This window comes from Arthrobacter sp. B6, from assembly GCF_001663775.1.
In the GTDB taxonomy this organism is placed as follows: Bacteria; Actinomycetota; Actinomycetes; order Actinomycetales; family Micrococcaceae; genus Arthrobacter.
Map to the genome: position 1 here is coordinate 783,193 of NZ_KV467168.1, position 21,619 is coordinate 804,811.

Here is a 21,619-nt window from a genome sequence, read left to right on the forward strand (position 1 = left end):
CGGCGTTAGGTTTTGGTCTCTCAAGTGCAAGTAGTCAGCATCAGCAGCCTCAAGGGTGGAGTCGGCAAGACTTCCGTCACCACAGGATTGGCGTCTGCGGCGCTTGCCGCGGGCATCCCCACATTGGTGGTGGACCTCGATCCACATGCGGATGCGACCACGGCCCTGGGCGTGCAGCCGGGCGACCAGCTGGACATCGGCCGCATGCTCAAGAGCCCGCGCAGGGCCAAACTCGCGGACAACGTCGTGGGAAGCAGCTGGACGGCCCGCACGCAGTCGAACGGGTCCGGTCCGGCCGTCCTGGACGTTGCCGTCGGCTCCGCCTACACCGGAATCTACGACCGTCCCGACCTTGGCCGCCGTGACCTCCGCCGGCTCTCAACAGTCCTGGCCGGCGCCGACCACTACGAGCTCATCCTGATCGACTGCCCGCCATCCCTCAACGGCCTGACGAGGATGGCCTGGTCGGCAAGCGACAAAGTGGCCCTGGTTGCGGAGCCTGGGCTGTTCTCCGTTGCGGGAACGGAACGGACCATGCGGGCCATCCAGCTGTTCCGGCAGGAGTTCGCCCCCAACCTTTCGCCGGCCGGCATCGTGGCCAACCGGGTACGCACCGGATCATCCGAGCACACCTACCGGCTCGCGGAGATGGAATCGATGTTCGGCGAACTCCTGCTTAGCCCCCGCATCCCGGAACAGGCGAACTGGCAGCAGATCCAAGGTGCGGCGCACCCGGTGCACCACTGGCCCGGCGACTCGGCGAAGTCGGCCGCAGCCCTTTTCGATACCCTGCTGGGCAACCTCATGGCCGTTGGCAACGGGCTTCGGAGCCGCAGCCAGCGCTAGGCACGTGAACGGCATCGAAAAGGCCACCTTCCCGCGGGAAGGTGGCCTTTGATCTGCTAGGACTTACCCGGTCTTTCGGGCAGCCCGGCGTTTGCTGAGTTCGTCGTCCGGAAAGGACTGTTCGGCCGCATGCTCGCTCGGGAGGGACGCCAGGCTGCCTTCAACCTCCCGCCATACACGGCCCACCGCGATACCAAACACTCCCTGGCCGCCCTGGACAAGGTCGATGACCTCGTCGGCGGACGTGCACTCGTAGACACTGGCGCCATCGCTCATGAGGGTGATCTGGGCGAGGTCCTCCACGCCGCGCTCGCGCAGGTGCTCGACGGCGGTCCGGATCTGCTGGAGGGAAACACCGGTGTCGAGGAGCCGCTTGACCACTTTGAGGACCAGGATGTCCCGGAAACCGTACAGCCGCTGCGAACCCGATCCGGCAGCGCCGCGGACGGCTGGTTCCACCAGGCCGGTACGGGCCCAGTAATCGAGCTGTCGGTAGGTGATGCCCGCCGCCTTGCAGGCCGTGGGTCCGCGATATCCCGCGTCCTCGTCGAGGACTGGAAGATCTTCGGTAAACAGGAGGCCCTGGGCACCGCTCGCCGGCACAGCAACACCAGCCGTCGAGGGCTGTTTCAGCTCGCCTGCTTCGCCTTTAGGACTCACCTGGATCCTCCTTGTCATAAGCTCCCGGGGAAAAACTGCAGCAGCCTGTGCGGGCACGAAGTCCATGCATGTAATTTCTTGGGGTCGCACCTTACAGTGTGACTTGCGCGGCTGCTGTAAGCAATGGGAACTTGATACCTTCGACGTTAGGCCTGCCAGGTCCGAAGGTCAAAGACGTTAGGCTCTTTGCCCGGGCGTGTCGGAACTTTCAGCCTCAACTTTAACCTTAACGTGATGTCAGCCGTCGAAATCTTCCGGCTCAACGTCGTCCAGGAACTCCCGGAACCGGCGCAGCTCACGTTCTTCGTCGACGGTGGGACCGGGTTCCGTGTCCTCGCCTTCGTCGTGTTCAGTGATACGGACACCCGCCTCATCCATTACTGAATCGGCGCACCAGATCCTGCATTTGGCGCGCAACGCGATAGCCAGCGCATCCGAGGCGCGTGAGCTGACAGTGGTTCCGTTCTCGAACTGGAGCTGGCCATAAAAAATGTTGTCCTCGACGGCCACGATGTTGACGCTGACCACCGAATGGCCGAGGGATTCGACCACGTCCACAAGGAGGTCGTGGGTCATGGGCCGCGGCGGGACCACACCCTGCTGGGCCAGGGCGATAGCACTGGCCTCCGGTGTGCCGATCCAGATCGGCACGTGGCGTTCGCCATGGATCTCGCGAAGCAGCACCAGCGGCTGGTTGGAAGGAAGTTCGATCCGAACCCCTACGATCTCGACTTCGATCATCAGATGTCCATGCGTGAGATGTGGTCCTGCACCAGGGCCCGGTGCAGGGTGAGGCAAAGGTCACTGATCTCGCGCGCCGCTTCGGCCGCACGCGCCTGCGACGCAGAGTCCTTACGTGATGCGAGCGGCGCCACTGCACGCTCCACGAGTCCGAATTCACGTTCGGCCGCGGCCTGGAAGGGCCGAAGGTGCCGGGGCTCCAGTCCGTGGCTTTCCAGCTGGACACAGGCCCGGGCAACCTGCAGCGCATGTTCGTCAAACTTGCCGTTGCTGTGGCTGATCAGCCCAAAGCTGAGCAGCGACTGCAGCAGCGGAACGCTGGCCCCGGACTCGGTCCGGAGCTGCTCCTCGCTGAGCTTGCGGCCGCGGTTCTGCAGCTCGGCCGCCAACTCGTCAGAGACGATTCGCGGTGACACCACGACGCCGGGCGGAAGGTTCTCAGGCCGCTCCCCCCTGTCGATCGCATCGAGGTAGTCCTTGATGACCTTGAGGGGCAGGTACTGGTCCCGCTGGAGTGCCAGGACGAACCGGAGGCGTTCGACGTCCCCGTCCGAGTACTGCCGGTACCCCGCCGGGGTCCGGCGGGGGTTGATGAGTCCCTTCTCTTCAAGGAACCTGATTTTCGACGCAGTCATTCCGGGAAAGTCACCGCTGAGCTGGGCGAGGACTTCCCCGATGTTCAGGACCTGAGGTCCCCGGCGTTCCGGTTGTGCCATTGCCACAGGCAACTGACCCGGGATCAGACGCGGCCTGCAGCGCGGGCAGGGCTCAGGTAGAAGGTGAGGCGGAATTTGCCGATCTGGACTTCGCTTCCGGACTTCAGCTCTACGCTGTCCACGCGGTCGTGGTTGACATACGTGCCATTAAGGCTGCCCTTGTCTACCACTTCGAAGCTGCGCGGGGTACGCCGAAACTCAACATGGCGGCGGGAAACAGTCACGTCGTCCAGGAAGATGTCGGCGTCGGGGTGGCGGCCGGCGGTGGTGACGTCCGAGTCCAGAAGGAAACGGGCACCGGCGTTGGGTCCACTGTGGGCAATCAGCAGCGCCGACCCGGCGGGCAGCGCCTCCACCGAACCGCGCTCATCCATGGAGAGCTTGGGCGTGATAGTGGGTTCATCGGTGACCGGCGTCAGATGGATCGAGGTGGTCTCCGAAGCCTTGCCTGTACCGTAATCCCCATCGGCAGGGTTCTGCTTGTGGCCAACCATGGCTTCCTCCTCTTGACGCCGCAGCGTCACCTGCAATCAACATGTCCCCTCCGAGCCTGCTTCGCAGGCCCGGTCCGGACGCCGGATCCGGCCATTGACGTGCGAAGACGCTATGTGGCCGGACCGGATGAACCGGTAGCTTTAGCCTACCTGCTGTTCGTACTCCGATGCACTGAGCAACGATTCCACGGCGTCAGCTTCGGCAAGTTTAACTTCGATCAGCCAGCCATCGCCGTAGGGATCTGAGTTGATGAGGGCGGAATCTGTGTCCAGGGAGTCATTGCGTGCCACCACTTCACCGCTGACGGGAGCGTAGATGTCGCTGACGCTCTTGGTGGACTCGACTTCACCCACTACCTCGTTCGCTGTAATTTTTGTACCCACCTCCGGCATCTGGGCGTAGACAACGTCTCCGAGGGCGTCCTGGGCGAAGTCCGTGATGCCCACGCGGACAACGCCGTCAGCGTTGGGCTCGGACACCCACTCGTGCTCAGCGGTGTAGGACAGGTCTTCGGGAATGTTGCTCATCAGGGGCCTTTCATCGGGTCAAACACCAATGTCAACGGGGCCTGCAAAACAAGCCGCCGCTGAAAGTATAGGCACAACTCCAGGGGGTGTTCGGGGTGGATTCTGACATGATGGGAGCCATGGCAGAACATGCACAGGAAACGGCCGCGTCCATGGATGCCGCTGCCGGCATCGCCGTGAAGTTCGGGTGAGCCATGCCGGAGCTTCCCGAGGTTGCCGGCCTGGCTGAATTCCTGGATGGACACTTGCGGGGCACGGTCCTTGAACAGGTCCAGGTTGTGTCCTTCGCCGTGCTAAAAACGGCGGATCCCGCGTACACCGATCTTTACGGGCGGGCGGTCACCGGCGTCCGGCGCTTCGGTAAATTCGTATGCATTGACACCGGCGGCCTGTCGTTGGTCTTCCACCTCGCCCGGGCAGGCTGGGTCCGCTTTACCGACTCCCCCAGTAACTCTGAGCTCAGGAAAGGCAAGGGACACATAGCTGTCCGGCTGTCCTTTTCTGGCGAAGCGGGCGGGCACGGGATGGATCTCACAGAAGCCGGCACCAAAAAGAGCCTGGCAGTCTATGTGGTGCGCAGGCCCCAGGACGTTCCTGGGGTCGCCGCGCTCGGCCCGGATCCATTCAGCCAGGAATTCGACGCCGACACGCTGGCGGGGATCCTTGGCGCCAGTTCCCAGCAGGTCAAGGGGCTCCTGCGAAGCCAGAGTGTGATCGCCGGGATCGGAAACGCGTACAGCGATGAGATCCTGCACGCCGCAAAAATTTCGCCGTTCGCGATCGCCAAGAACCTGGACCGGGCGCAGGTCCAGGTTCTCTATGATGCCATTCACAGTGTCCTGGGCACGGCTCTGGCCGAAGCCCGCGGCAAACCGCCCAGCGAACTGAAGGACGTCAAGCGCAGCCACATGCGGGTCCACGCCCGCACCGGTGAATCCTGTCCCGTGTGCGCCGACACGGTACGCGAAGTATCGTTCGCGGACACGTCGCTCCAGTACTGCCCCACCTGCCAGACAAATGGGAAAATCCTGGCGGACCGGCGGACGTCGAAGTTCCTGAAGTAGTGACGGAACGTACAATCGCCGAGACCACGGCTCCGTACGCGAATCCGATCGTTGTCCTGTTCCTCGGTGGCTTCCTGATTGCGATCGCCATGCAGAAATGGAACCTGCATCGAAGGATCGCGCTGTTGACCTTGCGGCGGGTCGGTACACACGCGCGCCGCATCATCCTCGGGCTGATGATGCGGGCTGGGAACCCTGCTGGGCAGCCCTCCCAACGCCATCGTCGCTGGCTACATCAGCGATGAACTCGGAAGGACTGTCGGATTCGCCCAGTGGATGATGCTGGGAGTCCCTATCGTCGTCGTCTTCCTCGGGCTCGCCTGGCTGCTCCTTACACGGCTCATCGTCCGCTTTAACCTGGACGAGGTGCCCGGTGGTGAGCAGTTGATCAACGACGAAATTGCCGCCCTCGGCCCGATGAGCCAAGGTGAAAAGATAGTGCGCGGTGTCTTCGCGGCCGCCGCGTTCTTTTGGATCGTGCCCGGCCTGCTGTCCAATATCGGCGACCTCGGTGAGCAGCTGCCTTGGCTGGGCCTCTTCGACGACACCGTGATCGCCATCGGGGCCGGCGCGCTGCTCTTCATCATCCCCGGCGACAAAAAGGGGCATATGACCCTCAGCTGGAAGGACGCTGAGGAAGGATTGCCTTGGGGTGTCCTCCTGCTGTTCGGCGGCGGCCTCTCACTGGCTGCAGCAGTGGCGGGCACCGGCTTGGACGCCTGGTTCGGTGAGCGGGTCAGCGGCCTCGGAGCGCTGCCGATCATCATGCTGCTGGCGACGGTTGTCCTCATCGTCCTGTTCCTCACCGAGATCACCAGCAACACCGCAACGGCGGCAACCTTTATCCCCATTCTGGGCGGTGTGGCCATCGGGATCGGAGTGGACCCCATGACGCTGCTTATCCCGGCGGCATTGGCGGCCACCTGTGCTTTTATGCTGCCCGTGGGCACGCCTCCGAACGCCATCGCCTTCGCCACCGGGAACGTCAGAATCAGCGAGATGATTCGCGGAGGCATGGTGCTCAACGTCGTCGGCGTCCTCCTGATCACGATTTTCACGGTATTGATCGGCCCGTTCGCGCTGGGACTGGTGCTTTGATCCGGCTGTTCGGCGGGCAATGCGTCAGGTTGATCGCAGGCAGTGATCCAGCCATCAGGATCAACGGCGCATAATCACTTAAACACCAGAGGCCGCCTCCGGATTTCTCCGAAAGCGGCCTCAGGGTTTCTTTGGTCGGGCTGACAGGATTTGAACCTGCGACCCCTTGACCCCCAGTCAAGTGCGCTACCAAGCTGCGCTACAGCCCGTTGGTTCCGCCGTTCTCCGCTGCGTTTACTCCCGGTGTTACCCAGGATTTCAACTCAGCAGTCCGGCCGAACCACCTTGAAAAGCTTACACGATCCCGGAGGGTGCCGGTGACACTTTGCCACCTGCACGCCGCCGGTGTGTCGTAATTAACGCTTCTTGCCGCGCTTTTCGCGGACACGCATGTTGACTTCGATGGGCGTGCCCTCGAAGCCGAACGTCTCACGGAGCCTGCGCGTGATGAAGCGGCGGTAGCCGGGGTCCAGGAACCCGGTGGTGAAGAGCACGAACTTCGGCGGGCGGCTGGAGGCCTGGGTGCCGAACAGGATGCGGGGCTGCTTTCCGCCACGGACCGGGTGCGGGTGGGCCGCCACAAGTTCACCGAGGAAGGCATTCAGGCGTCCGGTGGGGATCCGCTTGTCCCAGCTTTCCAGGGCAAGGTCCAGGGCAGGGACCAGGCGATCCTTGTGCCAGCCCGTCAGCGCCGAAATGTTGACCCGGGGCGCCCATGCCACGTGGGCCAGGTCCTGTTCGATTTCCCGCTCCAGGTAGGTGCGGCGTTCGTCGTCCAGCAGGTCCCACTTGTTGAACGCGAGGACCAGTGCGCGTCCGGATTCGATGGCCAACTGCAGGATTCGGACATCCTGTTCGCTGAGGACTTCATCCACGGCGAGCAGGACGACGGCGACTTCCGCCTTCTCCAGGGCGGCCTGAGTCCGCAGCGAGGCATAGTAGTCGGCGCCTTGTGCCATGTGCTGGCGGCGCCGGATGCCGGCCGTGTCAACAAACCGCCAGGTACGGCCGCCGAGTTCGATGAATTCATCGACCGGGTCACGCGTGGTACCGGCAGTGTTGTCCACCACCACGCGCTCCGAGCCTGCCAGCTTGTTCAGCAGGGAGGACTTGCCCACGTTGGGGCGTCCGATCAGGGCGATGCGTCGCGGGCCGCCCGAGCGCTCCAGTCCTTCGATGGTGGAGAACTCAGGGAGCGTGTCCATCACGTGGTCCAGGAGGTCGGCGACGCCACGTCCGTGCAGGGCGGAGACCGGGTAGGGCTCGCCAAAGCCGAGGCCCCACAGGGTGGCAGAGTCAGCCTCCTGGGCGAAGTCATCCACCTTGTTGGCCACCATGATGACAGGCTTCTTACTGCGGCGGAGCATCTTCATGACGCCCTCATCCGTGGCAGTGGCACCCACGGCCGAGTCAACAACGAACAGCACCGCGTCGGCCAGCTCTACAGCCATCTCGGCCTGCTCGGCCACGCGGGCGTGGATGCCGCGGGCATCGTGCTCCCAGCCGCCCGTGTCCACCAGCGTGAAGTTGCGCCCGTTCCAGTGGGCCGAATACATCACGCGGTCCCGCGTAACGCCCGGAGTGTCTTCCACTACGGCTTCGCGGCGGCCCAGGATTCTGTTGACCAGGGTGGACTTGCCCACATTGGGGCGCCCGATGATGGCCAGGACGGGGTCCAGCTTGACCGGACCTTCGAAGTCCTCGTCATGGTACCCGCCGCTGAGCAGGGCGGCGTCGTCCTCATCAAGTTCGTAGTCTTCCAGGCCCGCACGAAGGGACGCCGCGCGCATCTCCGCTTCGTCGTCGTCCAGGGCAGCCAGCCGCTCGGCCACCTGGTCCGTGCCGGTGGGCGTGTATTCGTCTTCGCCGGCGCCGAAGGGGCCGGAGGTTTGAGTCGTATCGCTCATTGCACTTTCCTTAGTGGTCATCTGCCGGCGTCCCGGCTACTGCTGTGTAGTTCGTGCGGAAATCCGCGCGGGGCAAAGGCTGCCCACTGTCTTTGATTGAATCCTGGACGTGCCCTGCCAGCGCAGCGCGGATTTCCATACCAGCCCTGTCCATTGAAGCACGGCCGGTTTCTCCGGGATTGCGGCTGAGCGTCAGCGCGTTGCCAAAGCTGACATGGAACCGCCGTCCTGGCTTGGGAACGGTATCGAGGTGTTCGTCGCCGGTCCGGGTGCCCAAAATGGCGACCGGTACCACAGGGGCCCCCGAGTTCAGCGCCAGCCAGGCCACGCCATTGTTGATGTCCGTCGCCTGCCCGCTCCCCCGGGTGCCTTCCGGCAGAATCCCGACGCAACGGCCGGCGTCGAGCACTTCCTTGCTGAGCAGCAGCGCTGCACGGTCGCCGGAGCGGTCGACGGGCAGCTGGCCGGATGCCCGGAGGACACGGCCGAGGAAGCCCCTGAACATCTCCTTCTTGACCAGGATGTGCATGGGCCGCGGCGAGGCACCGAACATGACCGGCCCATCAAGGAAACTGATGTGGTTGCCGGCAAAGATCACCGGTCCCCCGGTGGGGACATTGTCCCGGCCGGCCACCGATGTGCGGTACACCATGTGGTCCAGGGTCCAGCCCACCGGCCGGCTCCATGCCATGGTCCAGGCGGGGGGAAGCTTCATGCCGCCGTCAGTCACGGTTGAGGACCTTGGTGACAATCACGAGGGCGGCATCCACGGTTTCCTCGAAGTCCAGTTCCGAGGAATCCAGCGTGACGACGCCATCGGCAGCCTGGGTGAAATTCACCACGGTTGAATCTTTGGCATCGCGGTGGATTACCTGCGCAGCGAGCTGATCGGCATTCTGCGTTCCGCCCAGCTGGGCACCACGGCGCCGAAGCCTGGCTTCCTCGCTGGCGGTCAGCAGCATCCGGACTTCTGCCCCGGGAGCGACGACGGTGGTGATGTCCCTGCCCTCCACCACCATCCGGCGGTGGTGCTTTTCAATCAGCTCACGCTGGCGGCGGATCAGCTCGGTCCGGGCGCCCAAGGTGGTGGCCACAGCGCTCACGGCCGAGGAAATCGCCGGTTCGCGGATGGCCTCGGCAACGTCGACACCGTCCACCCGCACAAATTCCTCGTGCGGGCTGGTGCTCAGTTCCAGCACCAGGTCTCTTGCCGCCTGTTCCACCGTCGCGGCGTCGTTGAGGTTGATTCCGGTGTTCACGCAGAACCAGGTCAGCGCCCGGTACATGGCCCCGGTGTCCAAATAGGCGAGCCGCAGCCTGCGCGCAACTTCCTTGCTCACGCTGGACTTGCCTGAGCCTGACGGGCCGTCGATGGCCACCACCAGTGGCCGCCCCACGCGCAGGGCGGGCAAGGTGTCGAGGAGTTCCTGTGTCATTACTGCAGTACCCGCCATCCGCGGTCGTTGAGTGCTTCGATCAGGTGGTCATGTTTGTTGGGCAGCACCGAGAGTTCCACCATGCCAACGTTCTGGCCCGACGAGTGATCCAGCCGGAGATCCTCGACGTTGACGCCGATCTCCCCGATCTCGGTCAGGAGCAGGGCGATCTGTCCTGGCTTGTCGTCCACCAGGACCGTGAGCCAGGAGTATGCCTGCGGCGGGCCGCCATGTTTGCCGGGAATGCGCGCCTGGCCGGCGTTGCCCTCGCTGATCAGTTGGGCGAGGTCCAACCGGGCACCGGGGGCACTTGGTGCCTCGAGGGTGCCGATGAGGCGGTTCAGGTCCTCGCGGACACCGTAAAGGATCTCCACCACTTTCCGGGCGTTGCCACCCAGGATCTGCACCCACAGGGTGGGGTCGCTCGCAGCGATCCGCGTGACGTCCCGCAGGCCGTTGCCTGCAAGTGAAAGTGCGTGCAGCGGCGTTCCCTGCAGGCGGCTGGCCAGCAACGAGGACATGACCTGCGGCAGGTGCGACACCAGGGCCACCGCCTCATCATGTTCATCGGCCGTGAACTGGGAGACAATTGCCCCCAGGTCCGAGGCCAGGGCGCGCGCCACGCGGGTGGCTTCGGCTGAAGACTCTTCCGAGGGGCAAACCACCCACGGCATGGAGGTAAACAGTTCGCCGCGGGCCGCAACAGGCCCGGACTTCTCCCGTCCGGCCATGGGGTGGCTGCCAACATAACGGGAAAGATCCGCGCCCCGGGCGCGCAGGCTGGCCAGGATGTCGGCTTTGACGCTGGCAATGTCGAGCACCACCGATTCCGGGTACTCCGCCAGCGCACCCGCCACAACGTCTGCTGTCACATCCGGCGGCGCCGCCACGACCACCAGTTCCGGCGTCTCGCCCTGCAGTTCCGCCAGCGGCAGGCCGGCACCGATGTCGACGGCGACAGCCTGGTTGGTGGGCGAGGGATCAGAAAGGTAAACGGGCACGGCGCGGCCCCGCAGGCCCAGCCCGATGCTGGCGCCGAGCAGTCCCGTGCCGATTACCACGACCGGTCCGTTCAGGTGTCCGCGGCCGTAGGTACGAAATGCGGACATGCGTCAGAGCCCTACTGATGCCAGCAGGTGACCGACTTCCTGCTTGCCCAGGTTCCGGATGCTGCCCTGTCGCTGGTCGCCCAGGCCGATGGGTCCGACCTTGACGCGCACCAGGCGCAGGACGGGGAAACCCACGGCATCGAACAGACGCCGGACAATGCGGTTTTTGCCCGAGTGGAGGACAACTTCAATCAGCACGTGGCCGGGAGTGGAATCCACCAACTTGAAGGAATCAACAGAGGCGAACCCGTCCTCGAGTTCCACGCCTTCCTTGAGCTGTGCGCCGATTCCCTGCGGGAACGGCCCGCGGACCTGCACCAGGTAGGTCTTGGGGACCTCGTAGGACGGGTGCGTCAGGCGGTTGGCCAGCTCGCCGTCATTCGTGAGGAGCAGCAGCCCCTCAGTGGCGACGTCCAGACGGCCGACGTGGAACAGTCGTTCGCCGTGGTTGTTGCGGACGAAGTCGCTGATGCAGGGGCGGCCATCGGGGTCCTCCATGGTGGACACGACGCCCTTGGGCTTGTTGAAGACCATGTAGACGAGGTTTTCGTCCAACTGGATGCGGAGGCCGTCCACGTGGATGACAGCGGTTTTGGGGTCCACCCGGACACCCAACTCGGTAACAACCTGGCCATCGACCTCGACGCGGCCCTCAGCGATCATCTCTTCGCAGACACGTCGCGAAGCCACGCCGGCCTGGGCCATGACCTTCTGCAGGCGGATGCCATCGGCGTCGTGCAGTTCAGACTGCGGGACGTCGCCGCGGGGACCACGCTTGCGTGACGGCTTACGCACGGGACCAAGGTTCTGTCCGAATCGTTCGCTGCCAAAGGCGCGTGAGGCCGCCGCACCCGGCTTGCCGGTGCGTGGCTTGGGCTTGAGCGCGCCGGGAGTGCCGGGAGCCTTCTTGGCGCCGGGCTTGCGGGCGGCAGGCTTCCGCGATGAGGGGGCGGCTGCCGGCTTCCAGTCAGAGGCGCCGCGTGCCGGCTGGCCTGCGGGTGCCTCGTCGGGGTCGACAAAGCGCTCCTCGCGGGGCTTGGGCGCCTTGTGGGGGCGGTCGCCGCCGCCGAACCCGGCATTGCGCTTTCCGGCCGCGCCGCGGAAGCCGCCCGGTGCGCCCTGTGATGGATTGCGTCCTGAACTGTTACGTCCTGAACCGTTACGTGGTGAACCCTGGCGTCCCGCCTGTGTCATGACCCGTCCTTCGATATGTTGACCGGCAAGGTGTCCAAGAACAACCCTAGCCAGCCGTGCAGAATAAATCTGCCCTAATGAAAACTCTTGTGCGCAGGCAGGATGCCCCGCCTACATTCTTCCGGCGTCGTAGAACTCCTCGATGCCTTCCAGCCCCGGAAGATGGGGGGAAAGCTGAGGCAACTCAGCCACGGAGCCGATCCCCATCCGCTCCAGGAAATACGATGTGGTCCGGTACAGGACGGCGCCTGACTCCGGATCAGTCCCGGCGTCTTCAACCAGCCCGCGCTGCGTGAGTGTCCGCACGACCGAATCAACGTTGACTCCCCGAATTGCAGACACCCTGGCCCTGGAGACAGGCTGCCGGTACGCGATGACGGCCAAAGTTTCCAGCGCCGCCTGCGTGAGCCTGGCAGTCTGGCCCTCCAGCACAAACCGGCCGACGATGTCGGCAAAGTCTGTGCGCGAGTAGATCCGCCAACCACCGGCGATATTCCGCAATTCAAAACCCCGGGGGCTGGCGCTGAAGCCAGCATCGCTGGCAACGTCCATGTCCGGGGCTTTAACAGTATAGCCGTTATACTCACGCTGCAGTTCCGCCAGCAATCGTTCGACGACGGCGACAGTCAGGTTAAGGCCCGCGGCGAGCTCCGTGGCGGTGGCAGGCTGGTCCAGCACCATCAGCACTGCTTCTACCGCGGCCTTCGCTCCGCCCGGGAGGTTGCTGACGTCCAGGTTTTCGTCCGCGGCGGCCGCAGAATCATTGTCGGTCACGGCTGCTCCTCATATTCTTCACTCAGGTTCTCGGTGGACCAGTCCTGCCCGTCCGCTGTCCAGTGCACCGTCAGGTCACCCAGGGGGCTGAGCTGGTCGAAGGCCACAACCTTGTCACGGAACATTTCCAGCAGCGCCAGGAATCTTGCTACCACCACAAGGGTGGACTCGGCGTCGGCGATCAGCGCGCGGAAGGACAGCGGATTCCCCAGCTGGAGGCGCAGGCCCAGGATTTCTGCCTGCTCCTTCACGCTGACGGCGCTGCCGTGCAGGTGTCCCAGGCCGACTTCCGTCGGCTTGGGCGCCTTGGGTTCCAGCGCTGCTTCCGCCAGCTTGGCGAACTGCCCGGGCGTGTGTTTCCAGACCAGCTCGGGCAGCATGGCGGCGAAGTGTTCTTCCAGGGCGACCTGGCGCGGAAAGCGCCGGGACTCCTGTTCCAGGGTCTCGCCAATCAGGCCTGCGACCTGCTTGAACGCCTTGTACTGCAGGAGGCGGGCAAAGAGGAGGTCGCGGGCTTCGAGGAGCGCGATGTCTTCGTCGTCCTCGACTTCACCGGCGGGCAGGAGGCGGGCAGCTTTAAGGTCCAGCAGCGTGGCCGCAATAACCAGGAATTCGCTGGCCTCATCCAGCGCCCAGTCCTCCCCCAGCTTCTGCAGCTTCCTGATGTATTTGATGAACTCATCTGTGACAGTGGCGATGGCCACCTCGGTGATGTCCAGCTGGTGCTTGGCGATAAGGCCCAGCAGGAGGTCGAACGGACCGGTGAAGTTGGCCAGCCGCACCTCGAAGCCGGGCTTGGACTCAGCCACGTCTTGGCTAGGGTGCGCCGCCGCGCGAAATCAGCTCTTTGGCCAGGCGGCGGTATGCATCCGCGCCGATATGGTTACCGGCGTAACTGGTGATCGGTTCGGCCGCCACCGTGGCGTCAGCGAACTTGATGGAGCGCTTGATGACGGTTTCGAACACCTTGTCGCCGAAGGCCTCCACCAGGCGTGTGATGACTTCGCGGCTGTGGAGCGTGCGGGCGTCGTACATCGTGGCCAGGACGCCGTCCACCTGGAGGCGGGGATTCAGCCGATCCTGGACTTTGTCGATGGTCTCCACCAGGAGGGCCACGGCGCGGAGGGCAAAGAACTCGCAGATCAGGGGGATGATCACGCCGTGGGCGGCAGTCAGGGCATTGACTGTCAGCAGGCCAAGGGAGGGCTGGCAGTCGATGAGGACGACGTCGTAGTCGTCCTCCACCTTCTTCAGCGCCCGGTCCAGGACCTGCTCGCGGGCTACCTCATTGACCAGCTGCACTTCTGCTGCGGACAGATCGATATTAGCTGGCAGCAGGTCCACATTTTCAACGCCCGTCTGATGGATGGCGTCGCGGATATCCACCTTGCGGTCCATGAGGACGTTGTACACCGTGAGATCGAGTTCGTGCGGGTTAATGCCAAGACCTGCCGACAGGGCGCCTTGCGGATCGAAGTCCACCAGGAGGACCCTGCGACCGTACTCGGCCAAAGCGGCTGCCAGGTTTATGGTCGAGGTGGTCTTCCCGACCCCACCTTTTTGGTTAACCATGGCGATGACGCGGGCCGGACCATGGGAGGACAGAGGGGCAGGCTCAGGGAACTCGCGGTGGGGGCGTCCGGTGGGACCCATCACGGCGTCTTCCAGATCGAGTTCCGTGCCTTCCAGAGTTGCTGAACCCTGTTCGCTGCTCACGTATCTATCCACACTTTCGATGACGGTGATTTCTTCTGCCGCTGACTGCCCAGCGCCCATGCTTGTTTCCACCCAAGGCTACAGCGCCCGACACGGCATTCTGTGGAACTTGACATTTGATGGCGTTTGAGCCTTGACCTTTTACCTGAAGTCGAAGGTTAGCCTCCCCACCCAAAGAAAACCGCCCGCACAGGCTGGGCCTGTGCGGGCGGGTCTCCGGCACCGGGGCGCCGTAACTATTGGATTCAGGCGTTCGCGGGAACAGGCTGGGGAGCCGGGGTCTCCTGGCCCTCGTGGACCTCGTGGTGGCCTGCGATCATGGTCTGCTCGTCGAAGGGCTCCTCGCCGGACAGGACGCGGGTGACCTGATCGCCATCAATCTCCTTGACCCAGGTTCCGATCAGGAGGGTGGCCACGGCGTTGCCGGTGAAGTTGGTCAGAGCTCGGGCTTCGGACATAAAGCGGTCGATCCCGACGATCATGCCTACGCCGCCGAGGAGCTCGGGCTTGTGTGCCTGCAGGCCGGCGGCCAGAGTGGCGAGGCCTGCACCGGTGACACCGGCTGCACCCTTCGAGGCGATGATCATGAAGATCAGCAGGGATACCTGGGCGCCAAGATCCAGCGGGGTTCCCATCGCGTTGGCAACGAAGAGTGATGCCATGGTCAGGTAGATGGCCGTGCCGTCCAGGTTGAAGGAGTAACCCGTGGGGACGGTGACGCCCACAACCGGCTTGGACACACCCAGGTGCTCCATCTTGGCGATCAGGCGCGGCAGTGCTGCCTCGGAGGAGGAAGTGGAGAAGATCAGGAGGTATTCGCGGGCCAGGTACTTCATCAGCTTGAAGATGTTCACGCCGGTCACCATCTGGAGGAGACCGCCGAGGATCACCACGATGAAGAGGGCGCAGGTGATGTAGAAGGCGGCCATGAGAGTGAACATGCTCACGATTGCCGCGACGCCTGTGGCGCCGACGACAGCAGCGATGGCACCAAACGCGCCCACCGGAGCAAGCCACATGATCATGATGAGGATCCTGAACACCAACACCTGGCCGTGGCCGATGGCCTTCAGGACAGGAGCGCCCTGCGCGCCCATCTTCTGGAGGGCGAAGCCCACAAGGATGGCGGCGAAGAGTGTGGGCAGAACGGGAATGTCGCCCGGAATGATGCCCAGGAGGAAGGCAACGGTGCTGTCCACTTCTGCCTTCTTATTGGGGTCGTAGGCCGCCAGCTTCAAACCCTCACCCGGGTGGATCAGGTTGCCAACCACGAGGCCGATGCCCAAGGCGAAGGTGGACATAAGAACAAAGTAGCCAAGGGCCAGGCCGCCCACCTTGCCTACCGTGGCAGCCTTGGCGATGGAGCCAATACCAAGGACGATGGTGCAGAAGATGATCGGTGCGATCATCATCTTGATGAGCTTGATGAAGCCGTCGCCGAGCGGCTTCATCGATTTGCCGACCTCGGGGAACAGCAGACCGACCAGGGCGCCCAGGATCACGGCGGCAATGACGGCAATGTAGAGGTAGTGGGATTTGTCCAGGCCCTTGCGGGCGGCCTTCGCAGGCGCTGCTGACTCTCCTCGTTGAGAAGCCATGATGTGTCTCCTTATAGATAATCTGGTAGACGCTCCGGCTCAGTCCCTGGGCCCTTCGCGTCGGTCCGTTGTGATATCCATCATTGGGGACACCGTGACTTAGCTCACCGTTGCGTTCATATTGGTCGTGGGAGGTACGAGATGATCCACCGCTGGAGTATCGCCCGCAGGCTTTTTGTGGCGAACCTGGTCATAGTGCTGGCTTTCATTGCCATCGGAGGCAGCGCCACCTACATCGACGCCCGGAACCGAAGCTATGAGGAGGCAGGACGGCGGATGACCGGCGTAGCTGCTGCCATCGCCGCCAACCCCTTCGTCCTCCAGGCAGCGGACGCCCCGGATCCGTCTGCGCTGCTCCAGCCCTACGCCCAGGACGTTATGGCCGGGTCCGGGGCAGACTTCGTCACCATCATGGCGCCGGACCGGACGCGCTGGACGCATCCCCGGGAAGAGGAACTTGGACGGCCGTACATCGGTTCGATTGATGCGGCGCTTCATGGCGAAGTATTCACCGAGGTCACCGCCGGGACGCTCGGGCCGTCAGTGCGCACTATCGCTCCGGTCAAGGACGCGGCGGGGAACGTGAAGGCCCTGGTTGCCGCCGGCCTCACGGTCCGGACTCTGGACGTTGCCCTGTCCGCACGGTTGCCGACCTTCCTTGCCTTGGGCCTGGCACTGCTGCTGGGCGGGTCCCTGGCGTCCTGGCTGCTGGGCCGTTACCTGCGCCGCGTGACCCGCGGATGGGGGCCGGAGCAACTGGCCCAGCTCTTTGCCTACTACGAGTCCGTCCTGCATTCAGTCCGTGAGGGCCTCATCCTGATCGACACCAGGGGGAGGGTAGTGATGTACAACGATCAGGCCGCCGAACTGCTGGGACTTGTTCCCCGGGGTTCGGGGGATGACCCGTCCCGGCCACCTGCCCTGTCCGACCTCCCGCTCACCGAGAGCCTCAAGGACCTTTTTGAGTCCGGCCGCACCGCCCACGATGAAATCCATCTGACCGGCCCCCGGATTGTGGTGGTGAACCAGGGACCGGCCCAGGCGCCGGACTCCCCCGGCGCCCGCCGTCCTGCCGTGTTCGGGACGGTGGCCACTATCCGGGACCGCACCGAGATCGAGTCACTGGGAAGTGAACTCGAGACGATGAAGACCCTCTCCGACGCCCTCCGTGCCCAGACCCACGAACACGCCAACCGGCTGCACACCATGGTTTCCCTGCTGGAGCTTGGACGCACGCGGGAGGCGCTAGAGTTTGCCACCAAGGACCTTGAACTCAGCCAGCAGCTCACCGACGAGATGATCAGTTCCGTGGACGAGCCAGTACTGAGCGCGCTGATCATGGGAAAGGCAGCGGAAGCAAACGAACGCGGAGTGAAGCTGACGCTCACCGCAATGGGCTCTGCTTCGGTGGCGGGACTGGCAGTCCAAGACCTCGTCACCATCCTGGGCAACCTGCTGGACAACGCCATCGACGCCGCAGCGGACGGCCAATCCCCCAAAAGGGTTGAGCTGACTGTGGAGTCCGACGCCGAGGGCCTGGACATCACCGTCAAGGATTCCGGCCCCGGAATCGACCCCGCCGCCGTCGACAATATCTTCAAGCATGGCTTCAGTACCAAGGCGACCGGACCCTTCGGGCGCGGCGTTGGCCTGGCCCTGGTGCGGCAAGCTGTGCAGCGGCTGGACGGTACCATGACCATCACGGGCACCAATGGAGCGCAGTTCCATGTCTTCCTGCCGGCGATGGCGCCCGGAACAGATAAAGAGGAGCAGTACCAGTGAGCGAAATCCGCGTCCTCGTTGTGGAGGACGAACCGGTGGCATCGGCTGCCCATGCTGCCTATGTGGGCAGGCTGGAGGGGTTCACGCTTGCCGGCACAGCCCCGGACGGCCAGTCAGCACTCCGGCTGCTGTCCGACTTCGCAGCCTCCGGCAAGCCGGTGGAACTCGTCCTGCTGGACATGAACCTTCCCGATCTCCACGGCCTGGACATTGCCCGGCGGATGCGTGCCGCAGGGATCCTGGCGGACATCATCGCCATTACGGCTGTCCGGGAAGTTGCCATCGTACGGAGCGCTGTGGCAATCGGCGTGGTGCAATACCTGATCAAGCCATTCACCTACGCCACCTTCGCCGACAAGCTCGCCAGCTACCGGCTGTTCCGGCAGCAGCTGGCATCCCCCGGGTCCGGCTCCGCCAGGACGGGCGCCTCGCAGAGTGACGTTGACCAGGCATTCGCCAGCTTGAGGGCGCCGTCCGAGATGCCGCTGCCCAAGGGCTTGTCCGTGTCCACGCTTGAATCAGTGCAGGAGTTTTTGAAGGGACAGTCGGACGCCGCCTCGGCCACCGAAGTGATGGATGCCCTGGGCATGTCCAGGGTTACCGCAAGGCGTTACCTGGAATACCTGGCGGATGCCGGCACTGTCTCCCGGTCGCCGCGGTACGGCACCCCGGGCCGGCCCGAAAACGAGTACCGCTGGAGCGGCCGCTGACCGCCAGGAACCGGGCATGTATACATAGAGTGCGCCTTTTCCGGAAAAGTTTGCCGATTCGCGCCATTTTGCGAATTGTATGTATACACTGGTCGTATGCATCCAGTGAAGGGTCAAAGCCTACGCGCCAGCGACCGTGCCTACGCAGCACTCCGCGACGACATCGTGGAGTGGCGCCTTCGTCCTGGAACGCTGCTCGCCGAGGTGGAGCAGTCGGAACGCCTGGGCGTTTCGCGCACTCCCCTTCGGGAGGCGCTGGGCCGGCTTACTGCCGAAGGACTGACGACGGCGGCAGGTGGCCGCGGCGTCATGGTCACCGGCATCTCGCTTGAGGACATCGATAAACTGTTCGAGCTTCGCGAAACCCTCGAAGGCAGGGCCGCGGAACTTGCCGCCGAACGCGGCAATCCGGAGGATTTTGCACATCTTCACCGGGAGCTGCTGGCTGCGCCGGCACTGATCAGCGGCGACGACCCGGCCCGCCACGACTACTACGCGCTGGTGGCACGCCTGGATGAGGCCATCGATTCAGCGGTGTCAAACACTTACCTGGCCCAGGCCATGGGCGGCCTCAGGGTTCACCTGGTCCGAGTACGCAGGCTTGCGGCCAATGATGCGGTCCGGCTCTCGGCCGCCGCCGTCGAGCACGCCGCCATCGCCGAGGCCATCGCTGCCCGCAATCCCCGCCTTGCCCAGGCCGCCACCACTGTCCATCTGCACCGCAGCCTTTCGCATATCAAAGCCACCCATACACCCCAATAAAGGAGCCCCATGGTCAAGGAACACCACGTCCGCGTTTACAAGAGCGAGGAAAACCTCGCCCGGGAGGACCAGTTGGCCCATAAGATCGCGGCGGTCGCGGCGGACCCTGTCGATGTGGCTCCGGAGGTGACCGAGATGGTGATCAACCGGATCATCGACAACGCCTCTGTCGCCATCGCCTCGCTCAACCGGGCCCCGATTGTGGCTGCGCGGGCCCAGGCGCTGACGCACGGTCCGAGCACCGGAGGGAAGGGCGCGAAGGTCTTCGGCATCGGCGAACGTGTTTCCCCCGAGTGGGCGGCGTGGGCAAACGGTGTGGCGGTCCGCGAACTGGACTACCACGACACGTTCCTCGCGGCGGACTATTCCCATCCCGGGGACAACATTCCGCCCCTCCTGGCCGTCGCCCAACATGTCGGTTCCAGCGGCCACGACCTGATCCGCGGCATCGCCACGGGCTACGAGATCCAGGTGAACCTGGTCAAGGCCATCTGCCTGCACAAGCACAAGATCGACCACGTCGCCCACCTGGGGCCCTCCGCCGCGGCCGGCCTCGGCACGCTCCTGGGTCTCGACGTCGAGACGATCTTCCAGTCCGTGGGGCAGGCACTCCACACCACCACGGCGACGCGCCAGTCCCGCAAGGGTGAGATCTCCACCTGGAAGGCGCACGCTCCGGCGTTCGCCGGAAAGATGGCCGTGGAGGCGGTGGACCGGGCCATGCGCGGGCAGACTTCACCCGTGCCGATCTACGAGGGCGAAGACGGAGTGATCGCCTGGCTGCTGGACGGCCCGGACGCCTCCTACACTGTGCCCTTGCCCCTTCCCGGCGAGGCGAAGCGGGCCATCCTGGACACGTACACCAAGGAGCATTCCGCCGAGTACCAGGCACAGGCCTGGATCGACCTGGCCCGGAAACTGAACCGCGAACACCCCGAGGCCACCGACCCGGCCAACGTTGCCTCCGTGCTGATCAAAACCAGCCACCACACGCACAACGTGATCGGTTCCGGCGCCAACGACCCGCAAAAATATTCCCCCACCGCCTCCCGGGAAACCCTTGACCACTCCATCCCCTACATCTTCACCGTGGCCCTGCAGGACGGGTCCTGGCACCACGTGGAGTCCTACTCCCCCGAACGTGCCGCCCGGCCGGACACAGTGGAACTGTGGCAGATGGTAACCACGGAGGAAGACCCCGAGTGGACCCGCCGCTACCACTCGCTGGACATCTCCGAGAAGTCCTTCGGCGGGTCCGTGGAGATCACCCTCACCGACGGCACCATCATCACCGACGAGATCGCGGTGGCCGACGCCCACCCGCTCGGTGCCCGGCCGTTCGCCCGGGAACAGTACATCAACAAGTTCCGCACCCTGGCCGCCGGGCTCGTGGAGGAGGCAGAGATCGAACGGTTCCTCGCCGCCGTCGAACGCCTCCCCGAACTGGCAGCCGGGGAACTGGACCAGTTGAACATCAGCGCCGCCCCCGGCGTGATCGACTTCAACGCACCCAAGGGACTGTTCTAGATGCTGTATTCCACCGTCACACCCGAGCAGAAGCGGACCCGGTTCCGCAAACTCCTCGCCTCCGGAACCATCGCCCAGTTTCCCGGCGCGTTCAACCCGCTCTCGGCCCGGCTGATCGAGGAGAAGGGCTTTGCCGGGGTCTACATCTCCGGCGCGGTCCTGGCCAACGACCTTGGCCTGCCGGACATCGGCCTGACCACCCTCACCGAAGTGGCCACCCGTGCAGGGCAGATCGCCCGGATGACCGACCTGCCCGCCATCGTGGACGCCGACACCGGTTTCGGTGAGCCCATGAACGTGGCCCGCACGGTCCAGGAAATCGAGAATGCCGGCCTTGCCGGCCTGCACATCGAGGACCAGTTCAACCCGAAACGCTGCGGCCACCTGGACGGGAAAAACGTGGTGGACCTGGACACCGCCACCAAACGCGTCCGCGCCGCCGCGGACGCCCGCCGGGACCCGAACTTCCTCATCATGGCCCGCACCGACATCCGCGCCACCGACGGCCTCCAAGCCGCACAGGACCGGGCCAAAGCCCTCGTCGAGGCCGGGGCCGACGCCATCTTCCCCGAAGCCATGAAAGACCTCGCCGAGTTCCAGGCCATCCGCGACGCCGTGGACGTCCCGATCCTGGCGAACATGACAGAGTTCGGAAAGAGCGAACTGTTCACGGTGGACCAACTCCAGGGCGTTGGCGTCAACATGGTCATTTATCCGGTGACCCTCCTCCGTAGTGCCATGGGTGCCGCGGAGCGTACGCTGGAATCGATTAGGTCCGACGGCACCCAGGAGGCGCAGGTAGAGAGCATGCTGACCCGTGCGCGGCTGTACGAACTCGTGGATTATGAGGCCTACAACCGCTTTGACACCGGAGTCTTCAATTTCAGGATTCCAGGTACCCAGTGACCCCCATCCATCCCGGACTTCCGGCTTCGGCCGGCATGCAGGCACAAGGAA

At 64.3% G+C, this 21,619-nt stretch carries 23 protein-coding genes and 1 tRNA gene; 9 read left to right on the plus strand and 15 right to left on the minus strand.

The annotated features are described in order from the left end of the window. The first annotated feature begins 24 nt into the window (after positions 1–24). The gene (locus tag AU175_RS03300; protein WP_066285821.1) at positions 25–846 is read left to right on the plus strand and encodes a ParA family protein; all 822 of its coding nucleotides are present in this window, start codon (positions 25–27) and stop codon (positions 844–846) included. Between the two features lie 63 nt (positions 847–909). Here AU175_RS03300 and AU175_RS03305 read toward each other — a convergent pair whose 3' ends face one another. The 5 genes from AU175_RS03305 to gcvH all read right to left on the minus strand — a co-directional run bounded on the left by AU175_RS03305 (position 910) and on the right by gcvH (position 3,985). Beyond that, positions 910–1,506: a MerR family transcriptional regulator gene (locus tag AU175_RS03305; RefSeq protein ID WP_066290467.1), complete on the minus strand. Its 597-nt coding sequence runs from the start codon at positions 1,504–1,506 to the stop codon at positions 910–912. Positions 1,507–1,743: 237 nt separating this feature from the next. Beyond that, positions 1,744–2,247, minus strand: a complete 504-nt coding sequence (locus tag AU175_RS03310; RefSeq protein ID WP_066285823.1) for a bifunctional nuclease family protein — start codon at positions 2,245–2,247, stop codon at positions 1,744–1,746. Continuing rightward, complete coding sequence (ftsR, locus tag AU175_RS03315; protein ID WP_066285825.1) at positions 2,247–2,963, minus strand: transcriptional regulator FtsR; 717 nt, start codon at positions 2,961–2,963, stop codon at positions 2,247–2,249. Before ftsR ends, AU175_RS03310 begins: the two co-directional genes overlap by 1 nt. Before the next feature lie 23 nt (positions 2,964–2,986). Next, the gene (locus AU175_RS03320) at positions 2,987–3,457 is read right to left on the minus strand and encodes an FHA domain-containing protein (RefSeq protein WP_066285826.1); all 471 of its coding nucleotides are present in this window, start codon (positions 3,455–3,457) and stop codon (positions 2,987–2,989) included. A gap of 141 nt (positions 3,458–3,598) precedes the next feature. Next, on the minus strand, positions 3,599–3,985 hold the full coding sequence (gcvH, locus tag AU175_RS03325) for a glycine cleavage system protein GcvH (protein ID WP_066285827.1): 387 nt from the start codon (positions 3,983–3,985) through the stop codon (positions 3,599–3,601). A 194-nt stretch (positions 3,986–4,179) separates the two neighbouring features. Here gcvH and AU175_RS03330 point away from each other — a divergent pair, with 194 nt between their 5' ends. From AU175_RS03330 to AU175_RS03340, 3 genes are read left to right on the plus strand one after another with little or no spacing between them, the layout of a single operon-like run. Then, positions 4,180–5,049, plus strand: coding sequence for an Fpg/Nei family DNA glycosylase (locus tag AU175_RS03330; RefSeq protein WP_066285828.1), 870 nt, complete (start codon positions 4,180–4,182; stop codon positions 5,047–5,049). Continuing rightward, the gene (locus tag AU175_RS22540) at positions 5,049–5,294 is read left to right on the plus strand and encodes an SLC13 family permease (RefSeq protein WP_066285832.1); all 246 of its coding nucleotides are present in this window, start codon (positions 5,049–5,051) and stop codon (positions 5,292–5,294) included. The genes AU175_RS03330 and AU175_RS22540 overlap by 1 nt, the downstream gene beginning before the upstream one ends. Beyond that, positions 5,284–6,147 carry an SLC13 family permease gene (locus AU175_RS03340; protein WP_269449488.1) on the plus strand — a complete coding sequence of 288 codons (864 nt, stop codon included), beginning with the start codon at positions 5,284–5,286 and terminating at the stop codon, positions 6,145–6,147. The genes AU175_RS22540 and AU175_RS03340 overlap by 11 nt, the downstream gene beginning before the upstream one ends. A gap of 132 nt (positions 6,148–6,279) precedes the next feature. Here AU175_RS03340 and AU175_RS03345 read toward each other — a convergent pair. The 10 genes from AU175_RS03345 to AU175_RS03390 form a co-directional block, all read right to left on the minus strand. Beyond that, a tRNA-Pro gene (locus AU175_RS03345) sits at positions 6,280–6,356 on the minus strand. 147 nt (positions 6,357–6,503) lie between these two features. Beyond that, positions 6,504–8,054, minus strand: a complete 1,551-nt coding sequence (gene der / locus AU175_RS03350; RefSeq protein ID WP_066285836.1) for a ribosome biogenesis GTPase Der — start codon at positions 8,052–8,054, stop codon at positions 6,504–6,506. Between the two features lie 10 nt (positions 8,055–8,064). Next, positions 8,065–8,745 (minus strand): lysophospholipid acyltransferase family protein, encoded by a 681-nt coding sequence (locus AU175_RS03355; RefSeq protein ID WP_066290469.1) that lies wholly within the window; start codon positions 8,743–8,745, stop codon positions 8,065–8,067. 31 nt (positions 8,746–8,776) lie between these two features. Beyond that, positions 8,777–9,490, minus strand: coding sequence for a (d)CMP kinase (cmk, locus tag AU175_RS03360; protein ID WP_066285837.1), 714 nt, complete (start codon positions 9,488–9,490; stop codon positions 8,777–8,779). Then, positions 9,490–10,599 carry a prephenate dehydrogenase gene (locus AU175_RS03365; protein ID WP_066285839.1) on the minus strand — a complete coding sequence of 370 codons (1,110 nt, stop codon included), beginning with the start codon at positions 10,597–10,599 and terminating at the stop codon, positions 9,490–9,492. Before AU175_RS03365 ends, cmk begins: the two co-directional genes overlap by 1 nt. A gap of 3 nt (positions 10,600–10,602) precedes the next feature. Further along, positions 10,603–11,793 carry a pseudouridine synthase gene (locus AU175_RS03370; RefSeq protein WP_066285841.1) on the minus strand — a complete coding sequence of 397 codons (1,191 nt, stop codon included), beginning with the start codon at positions 11,791–11,793 and terminating at the stop codon, positions 10,603–10,605. 111 nt (positions 11,794–11,904) lie between these two features. Continuing rightward, entirely contained in the window at positions 11,905–12,567 is a 663-nt protein-coding gene (gene scpB, locus AU175_RS03375; protein ID WP_066285843.1) for an SMC-Scp complex subunit ScpB, read from the minus strand. Further along, positions 12,564–13,376: a segregation and condensation protein A gene (locus tag AU175_RS03380; protein ID WP_066285845.1), complete on the minus strand. Its 813-nt coding sequence runs from the start codon at positions 13,374–13,376 to the stop codon at positions 12,564–12,566. Before AU175_RS03380 ends, scpB begins: the two co-directional genes overlap by 4 nt. A gap of 7 nt (positions 13,377–13,383) precedes the next feature. Further along, the gene (locus tag AU175_RS03385; RefSeq protein WP_066290472.1) at positions 13,384–14,283 is read right to left on the minus strand and encodes a ParA family protein; all 900 of its coding nucleotides are present in this window, start codon (positions 14,281–14,283) and stop codon (positions 13,384–13,386) included. 245 nt (positions 14,284–14,528) lie between these two features. Then, the gene (locus AU175_RS03390) at positions 14,529–15,881 is read right to left on the minus strand and encodes a cation:dicarboxylate symporter family transporter (RefSeq protein ID WP_066285848.1); all 1,353 of its coding nucleotides are present in this window, start codon (positions 15,879–15,881) and stop codon (positions 14,529–14,531) included. A 141-nt stretch (positions 15,882–16,022) separates the two neighbouring features. Here AU175_RS03390 and AU175_RS03395 point away from each other — a divergent pair, with 141 nt between their 5' ends. From AU175_RS03395 to prpB, 5 genes are all read left to right on the plus strand, one after another. Beyond that, the gene (locus AU175_RS03395; protein ID WP_066285850.1) at positions 16,023–17,663 is read left to right on the plus strand and encodes a sensor histidine kinase; all 1,641 of its coding nucleotides are present in this window, start codon (positions 16,023–16,025) and stop codon (positions 17,661–17,663) included. Then, positions 17,660–18,373 carry a response regulator gene (locus AU175_RS03400; RefSeq protein ID WP_066285852.1) on the plus strand — a complete coding sequence of 238 codons (714 nt, stop codon included), beginning with the start codon at positions 17,660–17,662 and terminating at the stop codon, positions 18,371–18,373. Before AU175_RS03395 ends, AU175_RS03400 begins: the two co-directional genes overlap by 4 nt. A gap of 96 nt (positions 18,374–18,469) precedes the next feature. Beyond that, a complete protein-coding gene (locus AU175_RS03405) occupies positions 18,470–19,135 on the plus strand; it encodes a GntR family transcriptional regulator (protein WP_066285854.1) in 666 nt (221 codons plus the stop codon). Between the two features lie 9 nt (positions 19,136–19,144). Next, positions 19,145–20,662 (plus strand): MmgE/PrpD family protein, encoded by a 1,518-nt coding sequence (locus AU175_RS03410; protein ID WP_066285856.1) that lies wholly within the window; start codon positions 19,145–19,147, stop codon positions 20,660–20,662. Beyond that, positions 20,663–21,568 carry a methylisocitrate lyase gene (prpB, locus tag AU175_RS03415; RefSeq protein WP_066285858.1) on the plus strand — a complete coding sequence of 302 codons (906 nt, stop codon included), beginning with the start codon at positions 20,663–20,665 and terminating at the stop codon, positions 21,566–21,568. It abuts the gene before it with no gap. The last annotated feature ends 51 nt before the right edge of the window (positions 21,569–21,619 follow it).

Bases quoted from the DNA above. Each gene is read 5' to 3' on its own strand.
- AU175_RS03320 (WP_066285826.1), bottom strand. From the start codon at position 3,457: ATGGTTGGCCACAAGCAGAACCCTGCCGATGGGGATTACGGTACAGGC.
- prpB (WP_066285858.1), top strand. From the start codon at position 20,663: ATGCTGTATTCCACCGTCACACCCGAGCAGAAGCGGACCCGGTTCCGC.
- AU175_RS03330 (WP_066285828.1), top strand. From the start codon at position 4,180: ATGCCGGAGCTTCCCGAGGTTGCCGGCCTGGCTGAATTCCTGGATGGA.
- AU175_RS03355 (WP_066290469.1), bottom strand. From the start codon at position 8,745: ATGGCATGGAGCCGGCCGGTGGGCTGGACCCTGGACCACATGGTGTAC.
- der (WP_066285836.1), bottom strand. From the start codon at position 8,054: ATGAGCGATACGACTCAAACCTCCGGCCCCTTCGGCGCCGGCGAAGAC.
- AU175_RS03405 (WP_066285854.1), top strand. From the start codon at position 18,470: ATGCATCCAGTGAAGGGTCAAAGCCTACGCGCCAGCGACCGTGCCTAC.
- AU175_RS03390 (WP_066285848.1), bottom strand. From the start codon at position 15,881: ATGGCTTCTCAACGAGGAGAGTCAGCAGCGCCTGCGAAGGCCGCCCGC.
- gcvH (WP_066285827.1), bottom strand. From the start codon at position 3,985: ATGAGCAACATTCCCGAAGACCTGTCCTACACCGCTGAGCACGAGTGG.
- AU175_RS03410 (WP_066285856.1), top strand. From the start codon at position 19,145: ATGGTCAAGGAACACCACGTCCGCGTTTACAAGAGCGAGGAAAACCTC.
- cmk (WP_066285837.1), bottom strand. From the start codon at position 9,490: ATGACACAGGAACTCCTCGACACCTTGCCCGCCCTGCGCGTGGGGCGG.
- AU175_RS03370 (WP_066285841.1), bottom strand. From the start codon at position 11,793: ATGACACAGGCGGGACGCCAGGGTTCACCACGTAACGGTTCAGGACGT.
- AU175_RS03395 (WP_066285850.1), top strand. From the start codon at position 16,023: ATGATCCACCGCTGGAGTATCGCCCGCAGGCTTTTTGTGGCGAACCTG.
- AU175_RS03365 (WP_066285839.1), bottom strand. From the start codon at position 10,599: ATGTCCGCATTTCGTACCTACGGCCGCGGACACCTGAACGGACCGGTC.
- ftsR (WP_066285825.1), bottom strand. From the start codon at position 2,963: ATGGCACAACCGGAACGCCGGGGACCTCAGGTCCTGAACATCGGGGAA.
- AU175_RS03310 (WP_066285823.1), bottom strand. From the start codon at position 2,247: ATGATCGAAGTCGAGATCGTAGGGGTTCGGATCGAACTTCCTTCCAAC.